The 25,400-nt window shown below is 73.1% G+C and carries 20 protein-coding genes; 11 read left to right on the top strand and 9 right to left on the bottom strand.

Features of this window, described 5'->3' with window-relative positions:
• Nucleotides 1-151: 151 nt before the first annotated feature.
• Both OHA86_RS26005 and OHA86_RS26000 read left to right on the top strand, forming a co-directional pair.
• On the top strand, nt 152-1,162 hold the full coding sequence (locus tag OHA86_RS26005) for a glycosyltransferase family 2 protein (RefSeq protein WP_329178959.1): 1,011 nt from the start codon (nt 152-154) through the stop codon (nt 1,160-1,162).
• Nucleotides 1,159-1,584, top strand: coding sequence for a GtrA family protein (locus OHA86_RS26000; RefSeq protein WP_329178956.1), 426 nt, complete (start codon nt 1,159-1,161; stop codon nt 1,582-1,584). Before OHA86_RS26005 ends, OHA86_RS26000 begins: the two co-directional genes overlap by 4 nt.
• A gap of 102 nt (nt 1,585-1,686) precedes the next feature.
• Here OHA86_RS26000 and obgE read toward each other — a convergent pair whose 3' ends face one another.
• The 7 genes from obgE to OHA86_RS25965 all read right to left on the bottom strand — a co-directional run bounded on the left by obgE (nt 1,687) and on the right by OHA86_RS25965 (nt 12,211).
• Nucleotides 1,687-3,129, bottom strand: coding sequence for a GTPase ObgE (gene obgE / locus OHA86_RS25995; RefSeq protein ID WP_329178955.1), 1,443 nt, complete (start codon nt 3,127-3,129; stop codon nt 1,687-1,689).
• Between the two features lie 124 nt (nt 3,130-3,253).
• Nucleotides 3,254-3,508: a 50S ribosomal protein L27 gene (gene rpmA / locus OHA86_RS25990; RefSeq protein WP_031514533.1), complete on the bottom strand. Its 255-nt coding sequence runs from the start codon at nt 3,506-3,508 to the stop codon at nt 3,254-3,256.
• Between the two features lie 14 nt (nt 3,509-3,522).
• A complete protein-coding gene (gene rplU, locus OHA86_RS25985) occupies nt 3,523-3,846 on the bottom strand; it encodes a 50S ribosomal protein L21 (protein ID WP_329178953.1) in 324 nt (107 codons plus the stop codon).
• Between the two features lie 974 nt (nt 3,847-4,820).
• The gene (locus OHA86_RS25980) at nt 4,821-9,089 is read right to left on the bottom strand and encodes an Rne/Rng family ribonuclease (RefSeq protein WP_329178952.1); all 4,269 of its coding nucleotides are present in this window, start codon (nt 9,087-9,089) and stop codon (nt 4,821-4,823) included.
• Nucleotides 9,090-9,307: 218 nt separating this feature from the next.
• On the bottom strand, nt 9,308-10,072 hold the full coding sequence (locus OHA86_RS25975; RefSeq protein WP_329178950.1) for a TIGR03936 family radical SAM-associated protein: 765 nt from the start codon (nt 10,070-10,072) through the stop codon (nt 9,308-9,310).
• Nucleotides 10,073-10,234: 162 nt separating this feature from the next.
• On the bottom strand, nt 10,235-11,416 hold the full coding sequence (locus OHA86_RS25970; RefSeq protein ID WP_329178948.1) for a hypothetical protein: 1,182 nt from the start codon (nt 11,414-11,416) through the stop codon (nt 10,235-10,237).
• A gap of 168 nt (nt 11,417-11,584) precedes the next feature.
• A complete protein-coding gene (locus OHA86_RS25965) occupies nt 11,585-12,211 on the bottom strand; it encodes a TetR/AcrR family transcriptional regulator (protein ID WP_329178946.1) in 627 nt (208 codons plus the stop codon).
• An 83-nt stretch (nt 12,212-12,294) separates the two neighbouring features.
• Between OHA86_RS25965 and OHA86_RS25960 the strand changes: the two genes are divergently transcribed.
• The 9 genes from OHA86_RS25960 (at nt 12,295) to OHA86_RS25920 (ending at nt 21,988) form a co-directional block, all read left to right on the top strand.
• Nucleotides 12,295-12,807, top strand: coding sequence for a carboxymuconolactone decarboxylase family protein (locus OHA86_RS25960; RefSeq protein ID WP_329178944.1), 513 nt, complete (start codon nt 12,295-12,297; stop codon nt 12,805-12,807).
• 277 nt (nt 12,808-13,084) lie between these two features.
• Entirely contained in the window at nt 13,085-13,879 is a 795-nt protein-coding gene (locus OHA86_RS25955) for a hypothetical protein (RefSeq protein WP_329178942.1), read from the top strand.
• Between the two features lie 771 nt (nt 13,880-14,650).
• Entirely contained in the window at nt 14,651-15,343 is a 693-nt protein-coding gene (locus tag OHA86_RS25950) for a hypothetical protein (protein ID WP_329178940.1), read from the top strand.
• Nucleotides 15,330-17,030: a GH3 family domain-containing protein gene (locus OHA86_RS25945; RefSeq protein ID WP_329178938.1), complete on the top strand. Its 1,701-nt coding sequence runs from the start codon at nt 15,330-15,332 to the stop codon at nt 17,028-17,030. Before OHA86_RS25950 ends, OHA86_RS25945 begins: the two co-directional genes overlap by 14 nt.
• Nucleotides 17,027-17,884, top strand: coding sequence for a class I SAM-dependent methyltransferase (locus tag OHA86_RS25940; protein ID WP_329178937.1), 858 nt, complete (start codon nt 17,027-17,029; stop codon nt 17,882-17,884). Before OHA86_RS25945 ends, OHA86_RS25940 begins: the two co-directional genes overlap by 4 nt.
• 1 nt (nt 17,885) lies before the next feature.
• A complete protein-coding gene (locus tag OHA86_RS25935) occupies nt 17,886-19,328 on the top strand; it encodes an FAD-dependent oxidoreductase (protein WP_329178935.1) in 1,443 nt (480 codons plus the stop codon).
• Between the two features lie 116 nt (nt 19,329-19,444).
• Nucleotides 19,445-20,605: a hypothetical protein gene (locus tag OHA86_RS25930; RefSeq protein ID WP_329178933.1), complete on the top strand. Its 1,161-nt coding sequence runs from the start codon at nt 19,445-19,447 to the stop codon at nt 20,603-20,605.
• Nucleotides 20,602-21,345 (top strand): DUF6182 family protein, encoded by a 744-nt coding sequence (locus OHA86_RS25925; RefSeq protein WP_329178932.1) that lies wholly within the window; start codon nt 20,602-20,604, stop codon nt 21,343-21,345. Before OHA86_RS25930 ends, OHA86_RS25925 begins: the two co-directional genes overlap by 4 nt.
• Nucleotides 21,338-21,988 carry a substrate-binding domain-containing protein gene (locus OHA86_RS25920; protein WP_329178930.1) on the top strand — a complete coding sequence of 217 codons (651 nt, stop codon included), beginning with the start codon at nt 21,338-21,340 and terminating at the stop codon, nt 21,986-21,988. The genes OHA86_RS25925 and OHA86_RS25920 overlap by 8 nt, the downstream gene beginning before the upstream one ends.
• A 191-nt stretch (nt 21,989-22,179) precedes the next feature.
• Here the strand turns inward: OHA86_RS25920 and OHA86_RS25915 are convergent, their stop codons facing one another.
• Both OHA86_RS25915 and OHA86_RS25910 read right to left on the bottom strand, forming a co-directional pair.
• Nucleotides 22,180-23,124 (bottom strand): alpha/beta hydrolase, encoded by a 945-nt coding sequence (locus tag OHA86_RS25915; protein ID WP_329178928.1) that lies wholly within the window; start codon nt 23,122-23,124, stop codon nt 22,180-22,182.
• Between the two features lie 300 nt (nt 23,125-23,424).
• On the bottom strand, nt 23,425-25,365 hold the full coding sequence (locus tag OHA86_RS25910; RefSeq protein ID WP_329178926.1) for a TIGR03960 family B12-binding radical SAM protein: 1,941 nt from the start codon (nt 25,363-25,365) through the stop codon (nt 23,425-23,427).
• Nucleotides 25,366-25,400: the final 35 nt, after the last annotated feature.

The following is a 25,400-nucleotide window of genomic DNA, read 5'->3' as shown; positions in this document are numbered from 1 at the left end:
TGTACCCATCGGGGCTCCGCACTGAACACTCCCGACCGACGCACGCAAAACCTCGAAGTCCAAGATTTCGCGCCCTAGGCTGACCGCAGAGCGTGCGGCGGAGGGTGCCGCCACATCCCCCCACCTACATGCGGCGCGGAAAGTGATCTCCATGCGACTGTCGATCGTTGTTCCCTGCTACAACGAAGAGGCCGTGATCGACCTCTTCGACCAGCGGATCCGGGAGACCCTGGACACACTCGCCATCGACTACGAGCTGTGCTACGTCGATGACGGCAGCAAGGACGCGACCCTCGAACGGCTCCGCGGCATCGCCAAGAACCACCCGGGCAGCACCCGCTATGTGTCGTTCAGCCGGAATTTCGGCAAGGAGTCCGGCATGCTGGCCGGGCTGCGGGAGGCCACGGGTGACGCGGTCGTCGTCATGGACGCGGACCTCCAGCACCCGCCGGAGCTGATCGCCCGGATGCTGGAGCTGCACGACCTGGGCCACGACCAGGTGATCGCCCGGCGCACCCGCGAGGGCGACAAGAAGATGCGCAGCGCCGTCAGCCGGCTCTACTACCGCATGATCAACAAGTGGGTTGACGTCGAACTCACCGACGGCGTCGGCGACTTCCGGCTGCTGTCCCGCCCCGCGGTGGACGCGCTGCTGTCGATGCCGGAGTACAACCGCTTCTCCAAGGGCCTCTTCTCCTGGATCGGCTTCGACACCGTCACCTTCGACTACCGCAACGCGGCCCGTGAGGCCGGCGAGACGAAGTGGCGCTTCGGGGCGCTGGTCAACTACGGCATGGACGGGCTGATCTCGTTCAACAACCGGCCGCTGCGGCTGGCGATCTACGCCGGGCTCGGGCTCGCCGGGCTGGCGGCGGTCTACGCGGCGGTGATCACCGCGCAGGCGATCATCGAGGGCCCGACCGCACCCGGTTACGTCACGCTGCTCGTGGCGATCACCGGGCTCGGCGGGCTGCAGATGATGATGCTGGGGTTGATAGGCGAGTACATCGGCCGTATCTACTACGAGACCAAGCGCCGCCCGCACTTCCTGGTCAAGGAGACGAACGCGCCGCGGACCTTCCGGGTCGGTGATCAGGCCGGTGCCCCGGCCGGTGAGGTGCGGCAGCGGGCCGCCCAGCAGGACTGGTCGGAGATCCGGTGAGCGGCTCCGTGCCCAGGCTGTCGCCCCAGCTGCTGCAGATCGTCCGCTTCGCCCTGGTCGGCGGGGTCAACACCGCGACCTTCTACGGCTTCTACCTGGCGCTGCATCCGCTGATGCCGTATTTCGCGGCGTATTCGGTGGCGTTCGTGCTGAGCATGATCGGGTCGTTCTTCCTGAACACGTACTTCACTTATCGCACCCGGCCGACATGGAAGAAGTTCTTCCTGTTCCCGCTGACCAATGTCACGAACTATGTGGTGACCAGCATCGGCGTCTACGCGTTCGTGGAGTGGGCGGGCATGAACGACAAGATCGCCCCGCTCGTGGCCGCGGCCGCGGCGATCCCCTTCACGTACGTGCTCTCCCGCCGCATCCTGACCAAGGACACCCCGCCGGCCACGGCGTACGACCCCGCCCTGTAGTCCAGGGCGGGGCCGGCGCGGTCTGTCTCGGCCCCAGGGGGCCTCACCAGCTTCGGACGGCTGCCCGGACTCCGTCCGGGGACGGGTCCGGGCGGGTGGTCCTCACTCGAAGGGGTCGAAGCCCCGGTATTCCTCTTCCGCCTCGTCCCGCTCGGCCTGCTTGTCGCGGCGACGGGTGACCGCCGCGCGGGGAGCGTCAAAGCGGTGATCCTCGCCGCGGCGGCCGAGCATTTCGGCGCCGGCGGCCATGGTGGGCTCCCAGTCGAAGACGACCGCGTCGTCGTCGCCGCCGATGGCGACGCCGTCGCCCGGCTTGGCGCCGGCCTTGAGGAGTTCGGCCTCGACGCCGAGGCGGTTGAGGCGGTCGGCGAGGTAGCCCACGGCCTCGTCGTTGGCGAAGTCGGTCTGCCGGACCCACCGCTCCGGCTTCTCGCCGCGGACCCGGAAGAGGTCGTCCTCCTCCGCGGTGACCGTGAAGCCCGCGTCGTCGACGGCCTGCGGGCGGATGACGACCCGGGTGGACTCCTGGGCGGGCTGGGCGGCACGCGTGTCGGCGACGATCTTCGCGAGGGCGTAGGACAGCTCTTTGAGGCCCTCGTGGGAGACCGCGGAGACCTCGAAGACCTGGTAGCCGCGGGACTCCAGGTCGGGCCTGATGATCTCGGCCAGGTCGCGCCCGTCGGGCACGTCGATCTTGTTGAGCACGACGATCCGCGGCCGGTCCTCAAGACCGGCGCCGTACGCCCGCAGCTCCGCCTCGATGACGTCCAGGTCGGTCGCCGGGTCGCGCTCGGACTCCAGCGTCGCGGTGTCCAGCACGTGCACCAGCACCGAGCAGCGCTCCACGTGCCGCAGGAACTCAAGGCCCAGGCCGCGCCCCTCGCTGGCGCCGGGGATCAGCCCGGGCACGTCCGCGATCGTGTAGACGGTCGAGCCCGCGGTGACCACACCGAGGTTCGGCACCAGTGTGGTGAACGGATAGTCCGCGATCTTCGGCTTCGCCGCGGACAGCACCGAGATCAGCGAGGACTTGCCGGCGCTGGGGTAACCCACCAGCGCCACGTCCGCGACGGTCTTCAGCTCCAGCACCACGTCCCGCGCGATGCCCGGCTCGCCGAGCAGCGCGAAACCCGGCGCCTTGCGGCGGGCCGAGGCCAGCGCCGCATTGCCGAGGCCGCCGCGCCCGCCCTGGCCCGCGACATACGTGGTGCCCTGGCCGACCAGGTCGGCCAGCACATTGCCGTGCTTGTCCATCACGACGGTGCCGTCGGGCACCGGCAGCACCAGGTCCGTACCGTCCTTGCCCGACCGGTTGCCGCCCTCCCCCGGCTTGCCGTTGGTGGCCTTGCGGTGCGGGCTGTGGTGGTAGTCGAGCAGCGTGGTGATGTCCTGGTCGACCACCAGGGTCACATCGCCGCCCCGGCCGCCGTTGCCGCCGTCGGGGCCGCCCAGCGGCTTGAACTTCTCCCGGTGCACGGAGGCGCAGCCATGGCCCCCGTTACCCGCGGCGACATGCAGCTCGACGCGGTCCACGAAGGTGGTCATGGCGTTTCCTCCAGATACGTACGGCTTCGCGCGTGTTCACGCGCTGGCATAACACGCCGAGGGCGGCCCCGCTTCCCTGATGCCGGGAAGCGGGTCCGCCCTCGGAAAGTCCTCAGCGTGCCTTTCAGGCGGCCGGAACGATGTTCACGACGCGGCGACCGCGCTTCGTACCGAACTCGACCGCGCCGGCGGACAGCGCGAACAGCGTGTCGTCCTTGCCGATGCCGACGCCGGAGCCGGGGTGGAAGTGGGTGCCGCGCTGGCGGACGATGATCTCACCGGCGTTGACGACCTGGCCGCCGAAGCGCTTCACGCCGAGCCGCTGAGCGTTGGAGTCGCGACCGTTCCGGGTGGACGATGCGCCCTTCTTGTGTGCCATCTCTCCTCAGTCCCTTACTTCGCAGCCGCGGCGGGGATGCCAGTGATCTTCAGCGCCGTGTACTGCTGGCGGTGACCCTGGCGACGGCGGTAGCCGGTCTTGTTCTTGTAGCGCAGAATGTCGATCTTCTGGCCCTTGTGGTGGTCGACGATCTCGGCCTCGACCTTGATCCCGGCCAGCACCCACGGGTCGCTGGTGACGGCTTCGCCGTCCACCACGAGCAGCGTCGAAAGCTCGACTGCGTCGCCGACCTTGCCGGTGGGAATCTTGTCGACCTCGACGATGTCGCCGATGGCCACCTTGTGCTGGCGGCCACCGCTACGCACGATCGCGTACACGCTGAACTCACTCTCTGCTCGATTCGGACCCCTGATGCCAGCCGTCCCGTTGTCGGAACCGGGGGCCTCTCCCGGCTGACCGGGAGGAATGTGCTCAGGAGATGGGCGCAGAAACGCCGAAGCTCAACTTTACGTAGTGCCTCCGGCCCGGTCAAATCCCCCCGGCTCCCCCTCTCCTCCCCGCCGCCGCGGGCGGGCTTTCCCCTGCGCCGGGGGGCGCCCTCCCCTGCCGCGAGGCCGGGGGTACGGCTGCGTCGGTGGGTGCCTTTCCGCTGCGCGGGCTGGGGGGACTGCTGCGTCGATCGGTGCCTTTCCGCTGGCGCGGGCTGGGGGTACGGGTGCGGCGGTCGGCGCCTTTCCGCTGCGCGGGCTGAGGGTACGGGTGCGGCGGTCGGCGCCCTACCGGCTGGCGCGGGGCCGGGGCGCCTTCGCCGCAGGGGGTGCCCACCAGGGGCGCGGGGAACTGCGCGAGCAACCCACCATCCACCGTCATGTGCGAACGAACCGCACCACCCCAGGGGCGCGGGGAACTGCGCGACCAGGCGTCGACAAGCTGCACGTCGCCACCGGCCGAAAGGGGCTGTCGCTGTCGCATCCGGACCACCGGCCGGTGGAGGCTGGGCGCGCAGTTCCCCGCGCCCCTGGTGGGCACCCCCAGCCGAAGGGACACCGGCGGACCCTCCGCCAGCGGAGTGACACCCCTACCGAAGGGGAACCGCAGCACCCCGTGCCCCGGGATGGGGGCATGTCGTCCTGCCGCGCGGACAGCGCGCCACCGTCGTGGCTGGGCGCGCAGTTCCCCGCGCCCCTGGTGGGCACCCCCAGCCGAAGGGGCACCCTCAGAACCCCGGCGCCCGGGGAGGGGCACCCACTGCCGCAGAGGGACCCCCAGCCGCGCCCGGGGGGGCGTACCCGCCGACGGGGCGCGCCCCCGGGCCCGGGGGGGCCAGGGGGCGCGCACGGGGCGGAGGTGACTACTCCGCGGGGCTCGAAGCCTTCTTCGCCGGGGTCTTCTTGACCGCAGCCTTCTTCGCCGTCGTCTTCTTGGCGGCAGCCTTCTTCGCCGTCTTCTTGGCGGCGACCTTCTTGGCGGGCGCCTTGCGGGCCGCCGCCCGCTTCTTCGGCTCGGCCTGCTCCTCCTCGGCAGAGGGCACGGGCTCCGGCTCGGCGGGGACCGCGGGGGCCGCGGCCACCACGATGTCCTCGCCCGCCGCGGGCGAACCCGCAGGGGCGGCCACCTTGCGGGTGGCCCGCCGGCGCGTACGGGCCGGCGGCTCCGTGGAGACCTCGGGCTCGGGCAGCGCGTCGACCGGAGCGGCCGGCGCCTCCGCCGCGACGACCACGACGGCCGTGTCCTCACCCGTCGCGGGCGAACCCGCGGGAGCCGTGGCCTTGCGGGTGGCGCGCCGCCGCGTACGGGCCGGCGGCTCCGTGGAGACCTCGGGCTCGGGCAGCGCGTCGACCGGCTCGACGTCCGGTTCGCTCACCGGGACGACGACGAAGGCCTGCTCGGTCTCGCCCGCCGCCGCGGCGGGCGCTCCGGCCGGCGCGGTCGCCTTGCGCGCGCCCCGCCGCCGGCTGCGGCCACGGGACGGGTTCGCGGCGGCCTCCGCCTCCGCGGCGCTGCCGAACCACTCCTCCTCGGGGTCGCCGACCGCGGGGACCAGGTCGGACTCGCCGACCTCGATCGGTTCGAGCTCGGGCAGCTCATCGGCCTCGTCGGCCTCGGCCTCGATCTCCACCCCGGTGGCGTGCTCGTGCTCGTGGCCCTCGGCGCCGTTGCCGGCCTTGCCGCCGCGCCGCTTGCGCTTGCCGCCGCCCCCGCCGGTGGTGGTCGCCTGGTCCATGTGGACGATGACACCGCGCCCGTTGCAGTGGACGCAGGTCTCGGAGAAGGACTCCAGCAGGCCCTGTCCGACCCGCTTGCGGGTCATCTGGACCAGGCCGAGTGAGGTGACCTCGGCCACCTGGTGCTTGGTGCGGTCCCGGCCCAGGCATTCCAGCAGCCGCCGCATGACCAGGTCCCGGTTGGACTCCAGGACCATGTCGATGAAGTCGACCACCACGATGCCGCCGAGGTCCCGCAGCCGCAGCTGGCGGACGATCTCCTCGGCCGCCTCCAGGTTGTTGCGGGTGACGGTCTCCTCCAGGTTGCCGCCCTGCCCGGTGAACTTGCCGGTGTTGACGTCGACCACGACCATCGCCTCGGTCTTGTCGATCACCAGCGAACCGCCGGACGGCAGCCACACCTTGCGGTCCAGCGCCTTGAGCAGCTGCTCGTCGATGCGGTACGTCGCGAAGACGTCCACCTCCGACGTCCAGCGGGACAACCGGTCGGCCAGGTCGGGCGCGACATGGGTGACGTAGTCGTGGATGGTGCCCCACGCCTCGTCGCCGCTGACGATGACCTTCGAGAAGTCCTCGTTGAAGATGTCCCTGACCACCCGGACGGTCATGTCCGGCTCGCCGTAGAGGAGCGTCGGCGCGTTGGAGCCGCCGCCGTTCTTCGCCTTGCGCTGGATGTCGTCCCACTGCGCCTGGAGGCGTTCGACGTCGCGGCGCAGCTCGTCCTCGCTCGCGCCTTCCGCGGCGGTGCGGACGATGACGCCGGCGTCCTCGGGGACGATCTTCTTGAGGATCGTCTTGAGCCGGGCCCGCTCGGTGTCGGGCAGCTTGCGGCTGATGCCGGTCATCGAGCCCTCGGGCACGTAGACCAGGTAGCGGCCCGGCAGGGAGACCTGGCTGGTGAGCCGGGCGCCCTTGTGGCCGATCGGGTCCTTGGTGACCTGGACCAGCACCGGCTGGCCGGACTTGAGCGCGGACTCGATCCGGCGCGGGCCGCCGGACAGGCCGAGCGCCTCGAAGTTGACCTCACCGGCGTAGAGCACCGCGTTGCGGCCCTTGCCGATGTCCACGAAGGCGGCCTCCATCGACGGCAGCACGTTCTGGACCTTGCCCAGGTAGACGTTGCCGACGTAGCTGGTGGCCTGCTCCTTGTTGACGTAGTGCTCGACGAGGACGTTGTCCTCCAGCACGCCGATCTGGGTGCGCTCGCCGTTCTGCCGCACCACCATGACGCGCTCGACCGCCTCGCGGCGGGCCAGGAACTCGGCCTCGGTGATGATCGGCACCCGGCGGCGGCCCTGCTCGCGGCCTTCGCGGCGGCGCTGCTTCTTGGCCTCCAGGCGGGTGGAGCCCTTGATGGACTGCACCTGGTCGGCGCCGGTGCCCAGCGGTTCTGGTGCCTGCCGCGGCTCGCGGACCTTGACGACCGTACGCTCCGGGTCGTCCACGTCGTTGCCGTGCGAGTCGTCCGCGCCGGTGTCGCCACCGCGGCGGCGACGGCGGCGGCGCCGGCGGCTGCTGGTGCTGCCGGACCCGCCCTGCGCGTGGTCGTCGTCGTGCTCGTCCGCGGACTCGGCCTCGTCGCCGTCCTGCGGCTCCTCGTCGTCCTCGTCCTCGCCGGAGGCGGCGTCGTCGTGCTCGGCGGACTCGCCGCGGCGGCGGCGCCGTCCACCGCGACGGCGGCGGCGGGACGAGGGGCGGTCCTCGCCGTCGGAGTCGCTGTCGCCGTCCTCGTCGCTGTCGTCGGCTTCGTTGTCGGCGCTCTCCGCGACCTCGGGGGTCGCGGGGCTCTGCGTGGTCTCGGGCTCGGCCTCGGCCGCGGCGCCGCCCCTGCGGCGGCGGCGACGGCGCGGGCCGGCGCCCTCGTGCTCGTCCGCCTCGGGCTCGGGCTCCGGCTCGGCCTCGGCCTCCTCGACCGGGGCGGGCGCGGCGGTGGGCGCGACGAAGACAGGCGGCTGGAAGACCGCGGTCGGCGGCTGCGCCGCCCGGCGCCGGCCGCGCGAGGGCGCTTCCTCGGTGCGTACGTCGAGCGTCACGGTCTGCGCCGGGATGCCGAAGGCGTCGGCCAGCGCGATCACGGCCTGCGCGGCGGCGTCCTCGGGCGTCGCGCCGTAGCCGCGGATCTCGTAGGCGTCGTCGACCTCGACGGCCCAGCCGTCGCCGTCGCGGAGCGCCTTGCCGGTGTACGCGGTCGCCGGCTCGGCCGGGGCCGCGCCGCCCGCGGTGTCCTGCTGGGGCGCCAGCGCGCCCGGCTTCAAGCGTCGCGAACCGTCGCCGCTGGGGGCGGAGAAGGTCGCGGCGGGCGCCGCCTTCTTCCGCGTCCGCCGGGCGCCCCGCCCTGCGGGCGCGGCCTCCTCGGCGGGGGCCTCGGGCGCCGCGGCATCGCGTGCCGCACGGCGGCGGGTACGGGCCGGGGCCTCGTCCGAGGCGGCGGGCCCGGCGCTTGCTGCGGGCTCCTCGGTGACCTCGGGAGCGGCGGCCGGGGCCGCCTCCTTGCGCGTGGCGCGGCGCCGGGCACGCGGCGGGGCCGCGTCCGACACGACGGGCTCTTCATCGGCGGCAACGGACGCGGGAGCCGGCGCTGCGGGCTCCGCCGTCGCCTCGGGCGCGGCAGCCGGAGCCGCCGCCTTGCGGGTCGCGCGGCGCCGGGCACGCGGCGGGGCCGCGTCCGACACGGCGGGCTCTTCGTCAGCGGCAGCGGTCACGGGGGCGGGCTCGGGCACCGCCGCCTCGGCGGACTCCTCCGCGGCGGCAGGCGCGCCCGCCGGGGCGGTCGCCTTGCGCGTGGCGCGGCGCCGGGCACGCGGCGGGGCCGCGTCCGACACGACGGGGTCCTCGTCGGCGACGACGGACGCGGCGGCGGGCTGGGCGGGCTCGACGGGCTCCTGCTCGGCGGCAGGCGCGGCGGCCGGGGCCGTCGCCTTGCGCGTGGCGCGGCGCCGGGGGCGTGCGGGAGCAGCGTCGCCCGCGGGCTCGTCGCCCGCGGCGGGCTCGGCGGGGGTCTCGGCGATGGGTGTCACGGCCTCGGTGGCTTCGGCGGGGGCGGTGGCCGTACGGGTCGCCCGGCGGCGCGGGCGGGCCGGGGCGGCGTCCGCGGAGGGCGCGGCCTCCGCGGCGGGCTCCTCCGTGCTGGCGGCCGTCTTCCTGGTCGCGCGGCGGCGCGCGGGTGCGGGCGCCTCGGCGGCGTCACCGGAGTCGGTGGCGACGGGCTCGGCGGCCGCGGTCTTGCGCGTACGGCGCCGGGCCGGGACGGCCTCGGTCGCGTCGGCCGCCGCGGCGGAGTCGCCGTCGCCTGCCGGGGGGCCGGCGGGGCGGGAGGCGGCGCGCCGGCGGCGGGCCGGAGCGGCTTCCGCCGGGGTGTTGTCCGTGGTGGGCTGAGGATCGGTCTGGTCGGGCATTCGGGCATTGCTCCCGTCGTGCTCCCGGGCGCCGCGTCCAGGTCGGAGGGGGCAGGCCGCTTGGATCGCGGGGCCGCCCTCCGGGGCGCGGGCGCCGCACGGGAGCTGCTGTGTCGCTCGTCGGCCGCCCGTGCGGGGGCCGACGAAAGTCTCATGTGGTCAGCGGCGCCGGACCCGGGTGGCTCCCTGGTGCGTCGGCGACGCGCGTGACGACGTGGCTACGCGGAACCGGCCGGCACCGCCACGGCGTCGCGATCTGGCGCGAGCGGGTCGGTGACCGTACCGGTGTCCTCGTCGAGCGGCCCCTGCGCCAGCCTGGTCACCGCTGCGGGGACCGGCGGCGCGAGGTCGGCCGTCGCATGGAGGCCGGACAGTACGTCGTCGGGTCGTACGGCAGGTGTCAGGTGTCGTACAACCAGCCGCAGTATCGCACAGGCGCGGTCCTGCGGCCTATCGGCACCCTGGCGCGTCGTGTCCAAGTCGTCCGGACCCTCGATCACCTCGAACCGCGTGACCGCGGCCCGGCAGTCGAACGTACGGATGCCGTTCTTGGTGCTGCGCTGTACTTCCACGGTGTCCGCAGCCAGGAACGCCGCGACCGCCCGCCGGGCCTCGTCGGGCTCGACACCGTCGAGCCTGAGCTGCCAGACCGACGCCTGGAGGCGTTCGGCCAGCCCTGAGGTGCGGGCCTCGACCGCCTCGATCACGTCGAGCCCGGCCGGCAGCGACTCGTCCAGCAGCGCCCGCAGCAGCTCCGGGTCGCGGAACTGCGCCAGGCCGATCTCCAGATACTCCGCCTCGCTGCCGACGCCGGTGGGCGCCGCGTTGGCGTACGACACCTTCGGGTGCGGCGTGAAGCCCGCCGAATACGCCATCGGCACCTCGGCGCGGCGCAGTGCCCGCTCGAAGGCGCGCTGGAAATCGCGGTGGCTGGTGAACCGGAGGCGGCCTCGCTTGGTGTAGCGCAAACGGATGCGCTGCACCGTCGGTGCGGGCGGCGGGCCTTCGGGCTGTCGCTTGCCCAGTGTCGTTCAGTCCCTACGTGCGTGTCGGGTGTACGTCGTCCGCTCCAAGGTTACGCCGCGCCGCACGGCCCCGCGGCCGCACGCCCGCCCATCTGTGGACAACCCCCCGCGATCCGGCTCTCAGCGGTGCGACGGCGGCGTGCGCCCGTCCTCGCGGCGCCCGAAGTCCTTGCGCGGGTCGGCCCGCCGCTCGGCTGACGGCACCGGGGCGGGCCGCTCGTACGCGGCCGGTGCGGTGGCCGGCGGCGCGACGGCGGGCGGCTGGTACGGCACCGGCCTGCGGCGCGGCGGTACGGGCGGCGGGCGGTGCGCGGGGGCGACGGCGAAGGCCCTGCGTACGGCCCGCCGGACCTCGGCGACGGCTTCCACGGCCGGCCGCCAGATCGCGTGCCGGGACCACCGCAGCGCCGGGCCGACGACCGAGCGCCAGACCCACGCCACCGGTGCGGCGATCAGCACCCGGCCGGCCCAGGCCAGGGCGCGGCCGACCGCCCGCGACACATACGCCGTCCCCCGCCAGGCGAAGACCAGCGCCACCCCGGTCTCCCGGGCCACCGGCACGACGATCCGGCGCCAGACGAAGGCCACCGGCACCGCCACCAGATAGCGCGCCATGAAGGCCAAGGGCACGACCAGCAGGTACCGCACCACGAAGACCGCCGGCACCACCAGTACGTACCGCACCGCGAAGGCCAGCGCGATCCCGGCCGCACGCGCCGCCGGCACCACGATCCAGTGCCAGGCGAAGATCCCCGGCACCACGAGCAGATAGCGCACCAGGAAAGCCGCCGGCACGACCAGTACGTACCGCACCAGGAAGGCGACCGGCACGACCAGCGCGTACCGCACCACGAAGGCGAGCGCGATCGCGACCGCGCGCGCCGCCGGGACGACCAGCGTCCGCCACGCCCAGAGCGCGGGTATGACGATCAGCACGCGCACGCCCGGCACGAGGACGTGCCGCCAGAGCGCGTCCAGCGGCCGCACCACCAGGTGGCGCCACAGGAAGTCCAGCGCGACGGCGAGCGGCACGAGGACGAAGCGGTAGAGGGCGACCAGCGGCCGGACGACCAGGTAGCGCCACACGAACGCCAGGGGCGGTGCCAGCACGCGCCGCCACACCCACAGCAGGGCGGTGCGGCACGCGCGGCCGATCGCGCCCAGCAGGTCCCACAGCAGCCGCAGCGGCAGGACGACGGCGAACGCGACGACGCGTACGGGGAGCCGTATCGCGACCGTCAAGCACCCGTCGGCGCCCGGCTGTTCCGGCGCCGGACGCCGGGCCTCCCCCTGATAACCCATGGCCAGAACCTAACCGACCACCCCCCTCCCCCACCCCCCGGGTGCCGGCCGCCACCCCTCCCCGGAGGGCACCCCTTCGGGGCCGCGGGGAACCGCGCGCCCAGCCACAACCCACCGTCGTGCAGGCACAGGCCCGGCCAGGAGCGCGGCGCGCCCGAGCAACGGGCGTCACCCCGGGGCGGAAAGCCCCACGAGACCGGTCAGGAACCGGTCGAGCTGCTCGGCGAACGGCGGCCACGGCGTATCGCACCGGTTGATCCGCATCGACACGCTCCCGTGCACGGCGGCCATGAGGTCGAGGGCCATCGCCGTCGCGTCCCCCCGCGGAGCGAGCCCCGCGTCGACGCAGCGCTGGACCGCGCTCACGCAGCTGTCCTTGAAGTCCTGCTTGAAGCGCATCTCGACCCGCTGGTTGATGGTGCTCTCGTACAGCACCTTGTAGAGCCCGGTGTGCTGCTGCGCCCAGTTGCCCAGCAGCAGCGTCCTCGCGCGGAGCGCTTCCGCGGGGCAGCCCGCGGACGTCTCCGCGCCCTCGATGGCCCGCATGAGATCGCTGTGGCACCGTTCGAGCGTGGCCAGGACGAGGGCGTCGCGATCGGCGAAGTGCAGGTAGACGGATGTGGCGGCGATGCCGACCTCGCGGGCCACCGCCCGCAGCGACAGCGCCTGGTCGTCGGCCAGGACGTCCAGCATGGCGGTCGCCGTCGTAATGATGTCGGTCCGCAGTCGCTCACCCTGGCCACGGGGGTTGTTGCGGCTCCGGGCGCCTCTCCGGGGCGGAGTGGTCCCATCCATGAATCCGATTGTATGGGCACAACTCGTAGGACTACAGTCGTAGCCCTACGGCCGTTCGGCCGGGCAATACGTGGAGGCGCCCCATGGATCACCGCGTGGACATGCCCGCAGAGGCACCGGTGGACACCGTCACCTACCACCAGGGCTGGGACGGGTTCCCGGAGTTGTCCGACCGCGAGAAGGTCGCGCTGTATGCCGTCGCCGACATCTGCCGGCAGACGCTGGGCATGCCGTGCGAGTCGCAGGGCACGATGGGCCTCACCCATGGCGTGTCCGGCGACGCGCTGTGCGAATTACTGCTGTTCCAGGGCGACTACACCGAGCTGCAACGCCATTTGCACACCGGCACGCGGCAGTTGACCGACCGTGAGCGGGCCTTCGGCTCCCTGACCTCGGACGTCCTGCACGGCGTGCTCAATGACACGTTCGCGGCCCACGTCTCCAAGGCGCTCGCGATCGGCGCGACGCCCGCCGATGTGCGGGCCGTGATCCGCTTCTCGGCGCAGTTCGGCACGACCGCGGCCTGGCACGGCCTGCGCGCCGCCGACCGGCTGCTCGACGGACCGGCCGGCCTGGCGGACCCTTTCGTGGCATAGGCCTGTCCTGGGTCCCAGCGCAGCAGCCGGCCCCGTACGGCGACCCCGTCGGCGATCTCCGCGGGGGTGCGGACCGCGTAGCCCGGCACCAGGCCCGGCGGCCCTGGCAGTCGGCGGCGCCAGGACAGCGGCTGCACGGTGACGCCGTGGAAGCGGCGGGTGTTCGCGAGCTCGTTCGTCTCGCTCGGCGCCGAACCCGCCCTCACCGCGCGCTGATCGCCGCCGCGCGGCGCCACCATAGGGTGAGGCGGACGCCGTGACATGGGGGTGGGTCGGCATGATCAGCGAGCCGGAGATGGAAGGCCAGGAGGAACCCGCGGCGGCCGTGGACCTGGTCAGCGACACCGACCGGCCGCCGCTGCTGGGGCGGTTCACGGCGAAGCCGTGGACATGGGCGGCCGTTGCGGTCGTCGTGACCTCGGCGGTCTGGGCCGGGGTGCTGCAAGCCACCGGCTACGGGCGCACATCGGCGCCCGACCTGCACGGCTACCGTATCGGCGACAGCACCTGCAGCAACCACGATCTCCAGCCGCTCGCCGGCGACCTGGGCTCGTCGTCCTTCGGCCAGGGGTTCCCGACGGTCACCAGGAGCACGGCGCTCGACCATGTCGGCTGCGCGCTCATAGGGACGGGGACGGACGGCAGCGGCTGGACGACGACGTACACCATCAGCGTCACCGTGGACCTGCACAAGAAGACCGACCCGGCGGCCGAGTTCGACGCGCGCAGCCGTACCGAACCGCCCGCGCCGTCCGACGGGAGCGACGGCAGCAGCGTCCTGGTCCACCTGGACGGCAAGACGCGGACCACGCACCCCGAAGGCCTCGGCGACCGCGCGAACCTCACCGTCGGGCAGTACCGCCAGTCGCTGTTCGTACGGCACGGCGGCGCCGTCTTCTCGCTGACCGTGACCGGCACCAACGAGTGGGACACCGGCCGCGGCAAGGAGCCCGTCAACCCCGACGGCAGCCCGGCGCGGCTGCCCGTCGCGGACACCGCCGCCTTCAGCAAGGACCTCGTTCCGACGATGCGCCAGCTCATGAACGCGCTGGCCCAGCCGTCCTCGCCCTGACCCGGCGCGGGCCGACGCGTAGGCCGGACGGGGGGCAGGCCGGGGCCGTACGCGGATAGCGGGTGGAAGCACGGCGAAAGCGAATTCCGGTATCGAGTGGAATATGCCGCTCTGTGATTTTCGCGGCGCCGCGCGGCCCGGATTCGGCTGAATATCGCCCGGATCCCCGGCGCCCGGCCGCCGCCGCCCGCGCCGTCCGCCGCCGCGGCCCCGCCGGACCGACCGTCGGCCCCCGGCCGCCGCGGCCACCGCCGCACCCCTACGGCCCGCCACCTCGCCGCACCTCACCTGACCAGCCACTTCCCGCCGCCGCGAGCAGCCACGCGTCGCCCGCAGCCGCGGCCTCCGGTGGCCGTCCGACGCCGCAGCCGGGCCGCCGTCCCGCCGGGATCGCGCCCTGGAAGCCGTGTCAGCCCGCCGATCTGACCGCCGAAGGACCGTAAAAGATCAAGATTACGACATACATGTCAAGCCTTGATCAAGTTCGTGGGACGTACTAGTGTGCAGCGCGACGGGAAGACCATGCGCCTTGCACGGCCCGTGATGCCTGCGGGACGAAGGGGCCACACTTCGTACGGGGGAAAGATTCATGCCGACTCCGGCAGAATCGGGCTCGATAAAGTTACCGTCGGCTGGACCTGCGCCGGTGACCCACGCGGCCCGGCGAGGGTGTCCACGGCCGCCGCTCCCACCCGCACCGCCGTCCATGGGCGCCCACCGCCCCACTCCCCACACCCTCAGCGGCCACTGTCCCGGCAACGGGAACCGCCGATGACCCGGGACGCGACAGCTCCCCCACCCCGCCGCACGGCGTCCGGCGCTCCGCGCACCACGCCCCCCTTCGTCGTACTGCTCGGCCCCGACTACGCCGGCAAGTCCTCGGCGCTGACGGAACTCGCCGAGCACGCGCCCGCCTGGCCGATCGTCTCCCTCGATGACGGGTTCCTCGGGCCGGGCCACTCCCTGATCGGCCGATTACGCCGCAATCTGGTCGGCGATGTGCTTCCCGGCCTGCACCGCGACTACTCCACCGACTTCATGGTCACCCTGCTGCAGACCGCGGCGCTCCACCTGCGCGACAGCATCGAGCGCGGCCCGCCCGGGACGCCGGCCCTGGTCGACTCGTACTACTACAAGATCCTCGCCAAGTGCCGGCTGGCCGGAGTCGACAGCCACCCGATGTTCGACTGGTGGCGCACCTTCCCCCAGCCGCGCCGGGTGATCTTCCTCGAAGTGTCGGCGGCGACGGCCTGGCGGCGCTGCGGCCAGGGCGCGCAGGCCAACTCCCTGGAGTTCTACGGCGAGCAGCCCGAGCAGACCTCCTTCGAGAAATTCCAGTCCGACCTGCGCACCGTCATGTGGGAAGAGGTCAGGCAGCTTCCGGTGACCGTCATCGAGGAGCAGGAACAGATCTCGCGGACCGCACAGAAGATACGAGAGGCGATGAGCCATGTCATCTGGTGACACCTGGGACGACCCGGCCCGCGTACAGCGCTACCGGGACCGGGTCTTCGGCGAGCGGGAGAGTCTGCGGGCCGCGCTCGCGGACGCCAGCGTCCACCAGCAGCGGGTCCTGACCGAATTACTGGACTTCAACGCCGGCACCGAATACGGCCGCGCCCACTCCTTCGGCTCGATCCGCTCGCTGGACGACTTCCGCAAGGCGGTGCCGATCAACGACTACGCGGCGCTGGCCCCCTGGATCGACCGGATGGCGGCGGGCGAGAGCAATCTGCTCAGCGCGGACGACCCGGCGGTCTACTTCACCAGCAGCGGCACCACCGGTGACCACAAAAAGATACCGGTCACCCCGCGCTTCATGCAGCGGACCTTCTTCCCGTTCTACTACGCGGCCTGGGCGCCGCTGATCGAGCACTTCCCCGATGTGCTCGGCCGGCCGGACGCGGTGCTGAACCTCAAGCACGACCCGCGGCCCGCGCCCCCGACCACCGCCTCGGGACACCCCCATGTCGGCGCCAGCCAGGTCGACTTCGGCAGCAAGTTCGGCGAGCCGCTGTCCGCCGAGCCCGGCACCTTCGCGCACTGGGGCACCCTTCCGGTGCCGGTCGAGCAGAACGACCACCTGGAGAAGACCTATCTGCGGCTGCGCCTCGCGGTGGAGAGCGATGTGCGCTGCGTCATCGGCATCAACCCGGCGATGGTCGCCGCCGTGCCCTACCAGCTGAACCTGTGGTGGCCCCGGCTGGTGAAGGAGATCCGCGACGGCACGCTCGGCGGGGTCCCGTACGGCAGCCCCAACCCCGAGCGGGCCGCCACGCTTGAGCGGCTGGCCGAGCACTTCGGGACGGTGCGCCCGTCCCATGTGTGGCCCCGTATGCGGGCGCTGTTCTGCTGGACGACGGGGATGGCCACGCTCTACATGCCGCGGCTGCTCGCCGAGTTCGGCCCGGGCGTGGCAGGCCTGCCCGCGCCCGTCGCCGCGTCCGAGGGTCCCGTCGGCGTGGCCTTCGACCGGCACGGGTCGGCCGGCTCCCTGGTCGTCACCGCCTCGGTCTACGAATTCCTCGACGCCGAGGAGGACGTACGGCCCGACTCGACGACCCTGACACTCGACGAGCTGGAACCGGGCCGCGACTACCACGTGATCTTCAGCCACATCGGCGGCCTGTACCGCTACGCGGTGGGCGACGTCGTACGGGTGGTGGACCGGGTCGGCGGAGTGCCCAGGGTCGAGTACGGGGGCCGCAGCACCCGCTCGGACGCCGTCGGCGAGCGGCTGCGCGACACGCACGTCATCCGCGCGCTGGCCGCGACCGCCCGGGCCACCGGGCTCGACGTCCGCAACGCCGCCTGCCGGGTGGAGCAGGCCGACGCCGCCGCCGCGCACTACGAATTCGCCGTCGCGGCCCCCGGCGGGTGGAGCGAGCAGGAGACCGAGCACTTCGGCACCCTGCTGGACACCGCCATCGGCCACGAGGCCCCGACCTACCAGGCGGCACGTACCACCGGACTGCTGGGCCCGGTGGCCCTGCGGCGCCTCGACAGCGACGCCTTCCTGCGCGACTGGCACACCGGCGTCGCCTCCGGCATCCGGCCCACCCAGGTCAAGGACCGGCTGTTCCGACAGGACCTCGCACTCTGGCAACGGCTGACCGGCACCGCGCAGGTCGGCAAGGGAGGACAGGCATGACCGAGACACTGGATGCCGTCGAGCGGACCGCGCTGCTGACCGCGGCCTTACGCGCGGCCGAGACCGGCCGCGAGGACCGGCTCTACAACGACCCCTACGCGGCCCGGCTGGCCGGCGACGCGGGCCCCGAACTGCTCGCCGAGATCCGCGAGGCCACGTTCCCCAAGAACGCCGCGCGCACCCTGCCGAGCACCCCCGACTACAACGCCATCCGCACCCGGCTCTTCGACGACCTGCTCCAGCAGGCGGCGCAGGAGGCGGACATGCACCAGATCGTGCTGGCGCCGGCCGGCATGGACTCGCGCGCCTACCGCTTCGACTGGCCCGCCGGCCTGCGCTACTTCGAGGTGGACCGGCCCGCGGTGCTGGCCTACAAGGAAGCCCGGCTGAACGGGATACCCCCGCGGGTCGACCACCGCTCGGTCGCCGTCGACCTGACCTCGCCGGACTGGGAGAGCAAGCTGGTGGCGGCCGGCTACGACCCTGAGCAGCGGTCCACCTGGCTGCTGGAGGGTCTGCTCTACTACATCCCCGGCGACGACGCGCACCGCATCCTCGACCGGGTCGCGGCGATCATGGCGCCGGGCAGCAGGATCGCCGCGGACATCGTCAACTCGGCCGCGCTGACCCTGCCGAACATGCGCGGCCTGCTCGACGTGTTCGCCGGCTGGGGCTGTCCGTGGCTGTTCGGCACCGACGAGCCGGAAGCGCTCTTCGACGCGCACGGCTTCACCGTGGAGGCGTTGCAGCCGGGCGACCCGGCGGCCGAGTTCGGCAGGTGGCCCGACCCGGTGCCGGACCGCGCCGAGACCGGGGTGCGCCGGGTGTTCTTCGTCCACGGGAGGAAGAGCTGAGATGGCGGACGCAATAGTCGTCGGCGGGAGCATCGCCGGCCTGGCCACCGCGCTCGCCCTCAGCGGCGCGGGTTACGACGTCCGGGTGCTGGAGCGCGCCGCCCCGCCGCCCGAGGGACCGGTCGAAGAGGCCGTACGGGACTGGCACCGGCCGACCGTGCCGCAGGCGGTCCACTCGCACACCCTGACCTCGGTCGGCGTACGGGTGCTGCGCCGCCGGGCCCCGCAGCTGCTGAGCACGGCCCTGGAGGCCGGCGCGGAATTGCTCGACCTCATCGCGGCGCTGCCCGCACCGGTCCAGGACCGGGCCCGGGAGGTCGGCGACGACGACCTGGTGGCCCTGGCCTGCCGGCGCAGCGTCCTTGAGCTGCTGCTGTACCGGACCGTACGCGATCTGCCGCGGGTCCGTATCGACCACGGCACGACGGTGCGCGCCCTGGTGCTCGACCCGTCGTCGGAGCAGGTGCGCGGGGTGCGCACCGACAACGGCGAGGTGCTGCCGGCCGCGGTCGTGGTCGACGCCACGGGACGGCGTACCGAATCGCGCGACTGGCTGGCCGCGGCCGGGATACCGCCGGCCGACGACCTGGTCGAGCCGTGCGCCATCACCGGTTACAGCCGCCAGTACCGGCTGCGCGGCACCGAGCGGCCCGGGCCGCTCAACCGCGGCAACGCGACCGGCGGGGTGTGGGACCACTACGCCGCCGCGCTGCACCCGGCCGACAACCACACCTTCGCCGTCGCGGTCATGGTGCCCCCGGGCGACCAGGCAACGGCCGGCCTGCGCGGGCCCGACGCCTTCACCGCCGTCACCCGGGCCACCCCCGGCATCGGCGCCTGGCTCGCCCCCGGCGTCAGCGAGCCGCTCACCGGCGTCAATGTGATCGCCTGCCCGCCGAACGTGCTGCGCGGCTCGGCCACCGGCGGGCAGCGGCCGGTGGCGGGCCTGTTCGCGGTCGGCGACGCCGCCTGCGTCACCAACCCGCTGTACGGGCGCGGGATGTCGCTGGCCCTGGAGCACGCCTTCCAGCTGGTCGACCTGCTGGAGGGCGCCCCGGTGGACCAGGACCTGGGCCGGGCCGCCGCCGGAATCGCCGAGCGGCTGTTCACGCCCTGGTACCACTTCGCGGCCCAGGAGGACAAGGAGCGCACCGCCCGGTGGAAGGCCGCGATCGGCGCGGGCCCGGCCCCCGCGCCGCAGCCCACGCCGGACGGGACTCGGACCCGCGCCGAGATGGTGCGGGACGCGGCGCTCACCGACGGGCTGGTCTGGCGTTCGGTCACCCGGGTGATCATGGGCCTGACCACCCCCGCCGCGGCCTTCGCCGACGAGAAGTTCCTGGCCCGGGTGGGCCAGGCGCCGCCGATCGACCCGGCCCTGCTGCCGCGGGTGCCCGGCCGGGACGAGTTCGTCCGCATCATCGAGGCGGCGAAAGGAGCGTAGCGGTGTCGACTCTCCAGGCGGCCTCCGTTCTCCCGGCGGCTCCCGGTCTTCCAGCGTCTCCCGGTCCCCCGGCGGCTTCCGTTCTCCCGCCGGCCTCCGTTTCCCCGCCGGCCTCCGTGCGCGACGGCAGCCGCCCCGCGGAGGCCGAAGCCCTGTCCCCCCCATCGCTCGGCCGCCGGGTGCTGCTGGCCCCGATCACGGTCACCCCCTCCAAGCCCCTCACCCCGAGCCACCTCAAGGGGCTGCTGTGGACCGACGTGATGTACCGGGCCACCGCGCAACTGGCCGATGTCACCTACCGCTACAGCCCCACCACCTACCACCGCACCGAGCAGACCCTGGGCTTCTGGGAGTACCTCGACCGCACCGTCGGGGACGCCGACTACTCCGGTCTCTCCGAGGAGCGGATCGGGGAGATGTACGTCGGATTCCGGACCGAGGGGCGGCGGGCCGACGCCGCCGCGCTGCGGCCGTACGCCGACGCGGTCGAGCTGCACGGCTGGGTCCACCCGGCGAGTGCCCGGGTGCTCGAACTGTGGGCAGCGCACTACAAGCAGCTCGGCATGCACGACCCCGGGCTGCTCGCCCACCAGCCGCCCGGCCTCGGTCTGGAAGAGGTCGTGGACCGCCTCGGGTCGCTGGGCATGTGCCTGGACCTGCGCTCCTACGGCGGCCCGGTCTTCCTGGACGCCACCCGGCACGGGCTGCCGCTGCGGCAGATCGTGGACGCGCAGAGCCGGCCCAACTACCTGGCCTGCGCGCTCAGGGAACTGGTGCCGCTGGCACCGCAGTTCGACGAGATCGTGCTGCTCTACGACCGGGAGCTGGAACCGGACTACCTGCTGCTGGAGCGCACCTTGTCCGCCTTCGGCGCGACCGTCCGCCGGGTCACGCTCGGCCGGGTGCCGATCGACGGGCAGATCCGCTCCGCGCGGCACGGCGACTGGCACGGCCACACCGCCGCGGCCCTGCTGGGCGGCGCCGCGGCGGAGTACGACGAGGAGGTGCTGCGGCTCGGGATGCGGCTGTACTTCATCGCCGTGCTCGGGCCGGGCCAGCAGCAGTCCTTCGGCCACGACGTGCTGCGGCAGAGCCTGACGCGCGCCGCCCGGCTGCTGTCCGGCGGCCGGGACACCGATCCGGCGCCGCTGCCGGAGGTCATGGCCCGGCACCGCGGCGACCACCTGTACGTCAACCCCTACCGGCTGACGTCCAGCCTGCTCGCCAAACGCCGCCCGGCGCCCACCCACGGCCTGCTGACGGCGGTCTACCTGTGACCATCTCCCAGGACATGCTCCGCGCGGAGGTCGCGCAGCGCATCCGCGCCGCACGGCCGGAGCTGGCCGCACGGCTCGACCTGCGGACCCCCGACGGGCTGCTCGCCGCGCAGCAGGAGATCCTTCTGGCGGCGCAGGATGCCAAGGTCTCGGCGATCTGCGTGCTGCGCGGCTTCGACCTGCCGACCTGGGTACGTGCCACCTGCGCCTTCGCCGGCCGCGTGGACCCGGCGGCGGCCGTCGCGTGGCGCCAGGACTTCACCCGTACCGTCTTCCTGGCCGGGAATCCGGACAACCTCAGGGACCGGTTCACCTTCGGGCATGTCGCCGACGACGGTTCCGCGGCCTGGCAGGACCCGGCGCCCGTCGGGGACAGCAGCACCCTGCGCCGGCTGCTCAAGCTCTTCGACGGGTCGGCGGAACTGCCCACCCGGCCGCCTGCGGTGGTGCGGGTCCTGGCCGACCGGGACCCGGCCGGACGCGCCCCGGTCCGCCGTGAGCTGTACGTGGCCACCGCCGGGGTGACCGTCGCCGACTGCCTGGTCCACCTCAACCACCTGCTGGTCGAAGCCGTACTCGACGGAGTCGTCGGACCCGGCGACCAGCTCACCGTCCGCCAGGCCCCCCGGCTTTCGGGACTGGCCGGCCCCTTCGCGGCGCTGCGGATCGCCAACACGCCGAGCCGTCCCGACCAGTTGCGTGCCTACGCCGCTCTCACCGAGGAAGCCCACCATGCCTGAGTCGACCACCACTCCTTCGGCGGACCGCCCGATCCGCCTCGGCTACCCCAGCTCCCCGCAGACGGCCCTCGACCTCCTCGCCGCCGCGGGGCTCAGCGAGGACCAGGCGGTGCTCGCGCCCTACGACCTCACCGACCCCTTCTCGACGCTGCGCAGCGGCGAATTCGACGTCCTGGTGGTCAAGTTCGGCCCGCGGGAGGACGACCTCGCCACCAGTGAGGTGCTGGACTGGGAGTCCCGCGCCCTCGTGGTGAGCGCGAGCCATCCGCTCGCGGACCGCGAGAGCGTCTCCGTCGAGGAGGTCGCCGCGTACGACGCCTTCGAACGCCCCGGCGCCTTCCCCGAGTACCTGTGGGACGAGATCGTGCCGCGCCGCACCCCGCAGGGCCGCGAGATCCGCCGGCGCCACCGGGTGAACACCATCGCGGAGATGATGGCGCTGGTGGTCAGCACCGACGCGGTGCACCTGTCGGTGGTCTCGCTGGCCGACATGGCGCCGCCGGTCGTCCGGGTCATCCCGGTCCCCGACCTGCCGCCCACACCGGTCTGCCTCGCGTGGCACCGGGGCGCCGAACTGCCGCCGCAGGTGGCGAAGTTCATCGCCGCGGTGGAGGCGGCGAGCTCGGCGGCACGCGAGGGGTGACGTCTGGCGGCCGGCCGCCGTGCGGGTCCCTTCGGTACGCGGGGGGTCGACGCCGGGGGTCGACGCCGGCGGCCGGCCGCCGCGCAGGCCTCTTCGGTACGCCGGGGGGTCGACGCCGGCGGCCGGCCGCCGCGCGGGTCCCTTCGGTACGCGGAGGGTGACGTCGGCGGCCGGCCGCCGCGGGACCGCCGTCAGCCGTGCAGGACCCGGCGGATCGCGTCGATCTGGTCGCGCACCATCCGCTCGGAGACCGCGGCCGCGGTGATCCCGGTGCACGCGTGGAAGGTGCCGGGGTAGTGGTGCAGTTCGGTCGGCACGCCCGCCGCGATGAGCCGGCGGGCGTAGCCGAGGTCCTCGTCGCGCAACGGGTCGAACTCGCACGCCGAGATGAAGGTGGCGGGCAGCCCCGCCAGGTCCTCGGCCCGGCCCGGGGCCGCGTAGGGCGACACGTCGGTGCGCTCCGAGGCGTCCTTGCCGCCGAGGTAGTGGTGCCAGCTCAGCAGCGCGCTGGCCCGGTCCAGCACCGGCGTGTCGACGAAGGCGAGGGCGGAGGGGGTCTCCAGCCGGTCGTCCAGCTCGGGAAAGCTCAGGCACTGCATCCGCAGCCGCACCCCGCGGTCGCGGGCCAGCAGGGCCAGCCCGGCGGCCAGCACCCCGCCCGCGCTGTCCCCGGCCACCCCGAGCCTGCTGGTGTCCACGCCCCATTCCGCGCCGTGCTCCGCCACCCATTCGAGTACGGCGTAGCAGTCGTGCAGCCCGGCGGGATACGGATGCTCGGGCGCGAGCCGGTAGTCCACCGATATGACCACGACCCCTGCCTGCTCGGCGATGCGCAGCACCGCCGAGTGGTTGGTGTCCAGGTCCCCGCTGATCAGCCCGCCGTAGTGCATGTACAGCAGCCCCGGCGCCAACTCCCCGCCGCCGCGCGGCCGATAGACCCGCACCCCCACATCGGGCCCCCCGGCGGGCCCGCCGACGCTGCGGTCCGCCACCTCCACCGCGACGGCCGGCCGGTACACCGGCAACTGCCCGATCAGCGCCGCCAACTCGGCCCGCACCGCGGCGACGTCCCCGTAGTCCGACGCCGGCAACTGCGCCGCCCACGGCAGGAGTTCAGGATCGTAGGAGTAAGCCATCAATGTCCTCCCGCACCAGCGCACGACCCGGGTCGGGCCCCGCCCGCCCCATTATCGACACGCCCCTCCCCGGACGGGACCCCTTCCTCCACACCCGCATGCGGGCAGACCCGGTCGGTCCCGCACTCGTCACAGCGGTGAACCACCAGGCGGCCGGGCGATCGCCCCCCGGCCTCACCACTGGTCCGCCCGCCTGGCTCGCAGGCGGGCTCATCGCGGTGGCGCCGAGGCGGAAGAGGGCTTCCGCCGCCTCGGCGGCTGTCGGGGCGGAGATCGGCTCGGGCGGTCCTGGCCGGGGCCTTACGGCTTGGCGCCGGCGGTGGTGACCGTCAGGGGGAGGAGCTTCCTGCCTGTTGGGCCGACCTGGATGTCGAGGTCGAGTTGGGGGCAGACGCCGCAGTCGAAGCAGGGGGTCCAGCGGCAGTCCTCGACCTCGGTTTCGTCGAGGGCGTCCTGCCAGTCCTCCCAGAGCCAGTCCTTGTCCAGGCCCGAGTCGAGGTGGTCCCAGGGGAGGACTTCCTCGGCGGTGCGTTCGCGGGTGGTGTACCAGGCCAGGTCGAGGCCGGCCTCGGGGAGCACCGTGCGGCAGGCGTGCAGCCAGCGGTCGTAGGAGAAGTGCTCGCGCCAGCCGTCGAAACGGCCGCCGTCCTCGTAGACCGCGCGGATCACGGCGCCGACGCGGCGGTCGCCGCGGGAGAGCAGGCCCTCGATGATGCCGGGCTTGCCGTCGTGGTAGCGGAAGCCGATGTTGCGGCTGTACTTGCGGTCGCCGCGGATCGCGTCGCGGAGCTTCTCCAGGCGCGCGTCGGTCTCCTCCACGCCGAGCTGCGGGGCCCACTGGAAGGGCGTGTGCGGCTTGGGCACGAAGCCGCCGATGGAGACGGTGCAGCGGATGTCGTTCTGGCCGGTGACCTCGCGGCCCTTGGCGATGACCTTCTTCGCCATGTCGGCGATCTGGAGCACGTCCTCGTCGGTCTCGGTGGGCAGCCCGCACATGAAGTACAGCTTCACCTGGCGCCAGCCGTTGCCGTAGGCGGTGGCGACGGTACGGATCAGGTCCTCTTCCGAGACCATCTTGTTGATGACCTTGCGGATCCGCTCCGAGCCGCCCTCGGGTGCGAAGGTCAGACCGGAGCGGCGGCCGTTGCGGGTCAGCTCGTCGGCCAGGTCGATGTTGAAGGCGTCGACCCGGGTGGACGGCAGCGACAGGCCGATCTTGTCCTCTTCGTACCGGTCGGCCAGGCCCTTGGCGATGTCGGCGATCTCGCTGTGGTCGGCGGACGACAGCGACAGCAGGCCGACCTCCTCGAAGCCGGTGGCCTTCAGGCCCGCCTCGACCATCTCGCCGATACCGGTGATGGAGCGCTCGCGCACCGGGCGGGTGATCATGCCGGCCTGGCAGAAGCGGCAGCCGCGGGTGCAGCCGCGGAAGATCTCCACCGACATCCGCTCGTGCACGGTCTCCGCGAGCGGCACCAGCGGCTGCTTGGGGTACGGCCACTCGTCCAGGTCCATCACGGTGTGCTTGGACACCCGCCACGGCACACCGCTGCGGTTGGGCACGACCCGGGCGATCCGGCCGTCCGGCAGGTACTCGACGTCGTAGAAGCGCGGTACGTAGACCCCGCCGGTCTTCGCCAGCCGCAGCAGCACCTCGTCACGGCCGCCGGGGCGCCCCTCGGCCTTCCAGCCGCGGATGACCTCGGTCATCTCCAGGACGGCCTGCTCGCCGTCGCCGATGACGGCCGCGTCGATGAAGTCCGCGATCGGCTCGGGATTGAAGGCGGCGTGGCCGCCGGCCAGCACGATCGGGTCGTCCAGGGTGCGGTCGGCCGCGCGCAGCGGGATACCGGACAGGTCGAGCGCGGTCAGCATGTTGGTGTAGCCCAGCTCGGTGGAGAAGCTGAGGCCGAAGACGTCGAAGGCGCGGACGGGGCGGTGCGCGTCGACGGTGAACTGCGGCACCCCGTGCTCGCGCATCAGCGCCTCAAGGTCGGGCCACACGCTGTACGTGCGCTCGGCGAGCACGCCCTCGCGCTCGTTGAGCACCTCGTAGAGGATCATGACGCCCTGGTTGGGCAGCCCGACCTCGTACGCGTCCGGGTACATCAGCGCCCACCGCACATCGGTGGCGTCCCACTCCTTGACGGTGGAGTTCAGCTCCCCGCCCACGTACTGGATCGGCTTCTGGACGTGCGGGAGAAGTGCTTCCAAGCGCGGGAAGACCGACTCGACAGGCATCTCGGCGACTTTCATCAGCTGGCGGTGAGCGCCCC

The organism is Streptomyces sp. NBC_01477, from assembly GCF_036227245.1.
GTDB lineage: Bacteria > Actinomycetota > Actinomycetes > Streptomycetales > Streptomycetaceae > Actinacidiphila.
This window is presented reverse-complemented; position numbering and strand designations above follow the sequence as displayed.

What these genes read in the sequence shown, in the direction of transcription:
- OHA86_RS26005 (WP_329178959.1), top strand. Translation starts at nt 152, where the DNA reads ATGCGACTGTCGATCGTTGTTCCCTGCTACAACGAAGAGGCCGTGATC.
- obgE (WP_329178955.1), bottom strand. Translation starts at nt 3,129, where the DNA reads ATGACCACCTTCGTGGACCGCGTCGAGCTGCATGTCGCCGCGGGTAAC.
- rpmA (WP_031514533.1), bottom strand. Translation starts at nt 3,508, where the DNA reads ATGGCACACAAGAAGGGCGCATCGTCCACCCGGAACGGTCGCGACTCC.
- OHA86_RS25980 (WP_329178952.1), bottom strand. Translation starts at nt 9,089, where the DNA reads ATGCCCGACCAGACCGATCCTCAGCCCACCACGGACAACACCCCGGCG.
- OHA86_RS25970 (WP_329178948.1), bottom strand. Translation starts at nt 11,416, where the DNA reads ATGGGTTATCAGGGGGAGGCCCGGCGTCCGGCGCCGGAACAGCCGGGC.
- OHA86_RS25965 (WP_329178946.1), bottom strand. Translation starts at nt 12,211, where the DNA reads ATGGATGGGACCACTCCGCCCCGGAGAGGCGCCCGGAGCCGCAACAAC.
- OHA86_RS25960 (WP_329178944.1), top strand. Translation starts at nt 12,295, where the DNA reads ATGGATCACCGCGTGGACATGCCCGCAGAGGCACCGGTGGACACCGTC.
- OHA86_RS25955 (WP_329178942.1), top strand. Translation starts at nt 13,085, where the DNA reads ATGATCAGCGAGCCGGAGATGGAAGGCCAGGAGGAACCCGCGGCGGCC.
- OHA86_RS25950 (WP_329178940.1), top strand. Translation starts at nt 14,651, where the DNA reads ATGACCCGGGACGCGACAGCTCCCCCACCCCGCCGCACGGCGTCCGGC.
- OHA86_RS25945 (WP_329178938.1), top strand. Translation starts at nt 15,330, where the DNA reads ATGTCATCTGGTGACACCTGGGACGACCCGGCCCGCGTACAGCGCTAC.
- OHA86_RS25940 (WP_329178937.1), top strand. Translation starts at nt 17,027, where the DNA reads ATGACCGAGACACTGGATGCCGTCGAGCGGACCGCGCTGCTGACCGCG.
- OHA86_RS25935 (WP_329178935.1), top strand. Translation starts at nt 17,886, where the DNA reads ATGGCGGACGCAATAGTCGTCGGCGGGAGCATCGCCGGCCTGGCCACC.
- OHA86_RS25920 (WP_329178930.1), top strand. Translation starts at nt 21,338, where the DNA reads ATGCCTGAGTCGACCACCACTCCTTCGGCGGACCGCCCGATCCGCCTC.
- OHA86_RS25915 (WP_329178928.1), bottom strand. Translation starts at nt 23,124, where the DNA reads ATGGCTTACTCCTACGATCCTGAACTCCTGCCGTGGGCGGCGCAGTTG.
- OHA86_RS25910 (WP_329178926.1), bottom strand. Translation starts at nt 25,365, where the DNA reads ATGCCTGTCGAGTCGGTCTTCCCGCGCTTGGAAGCACTTCTCCCGCAC.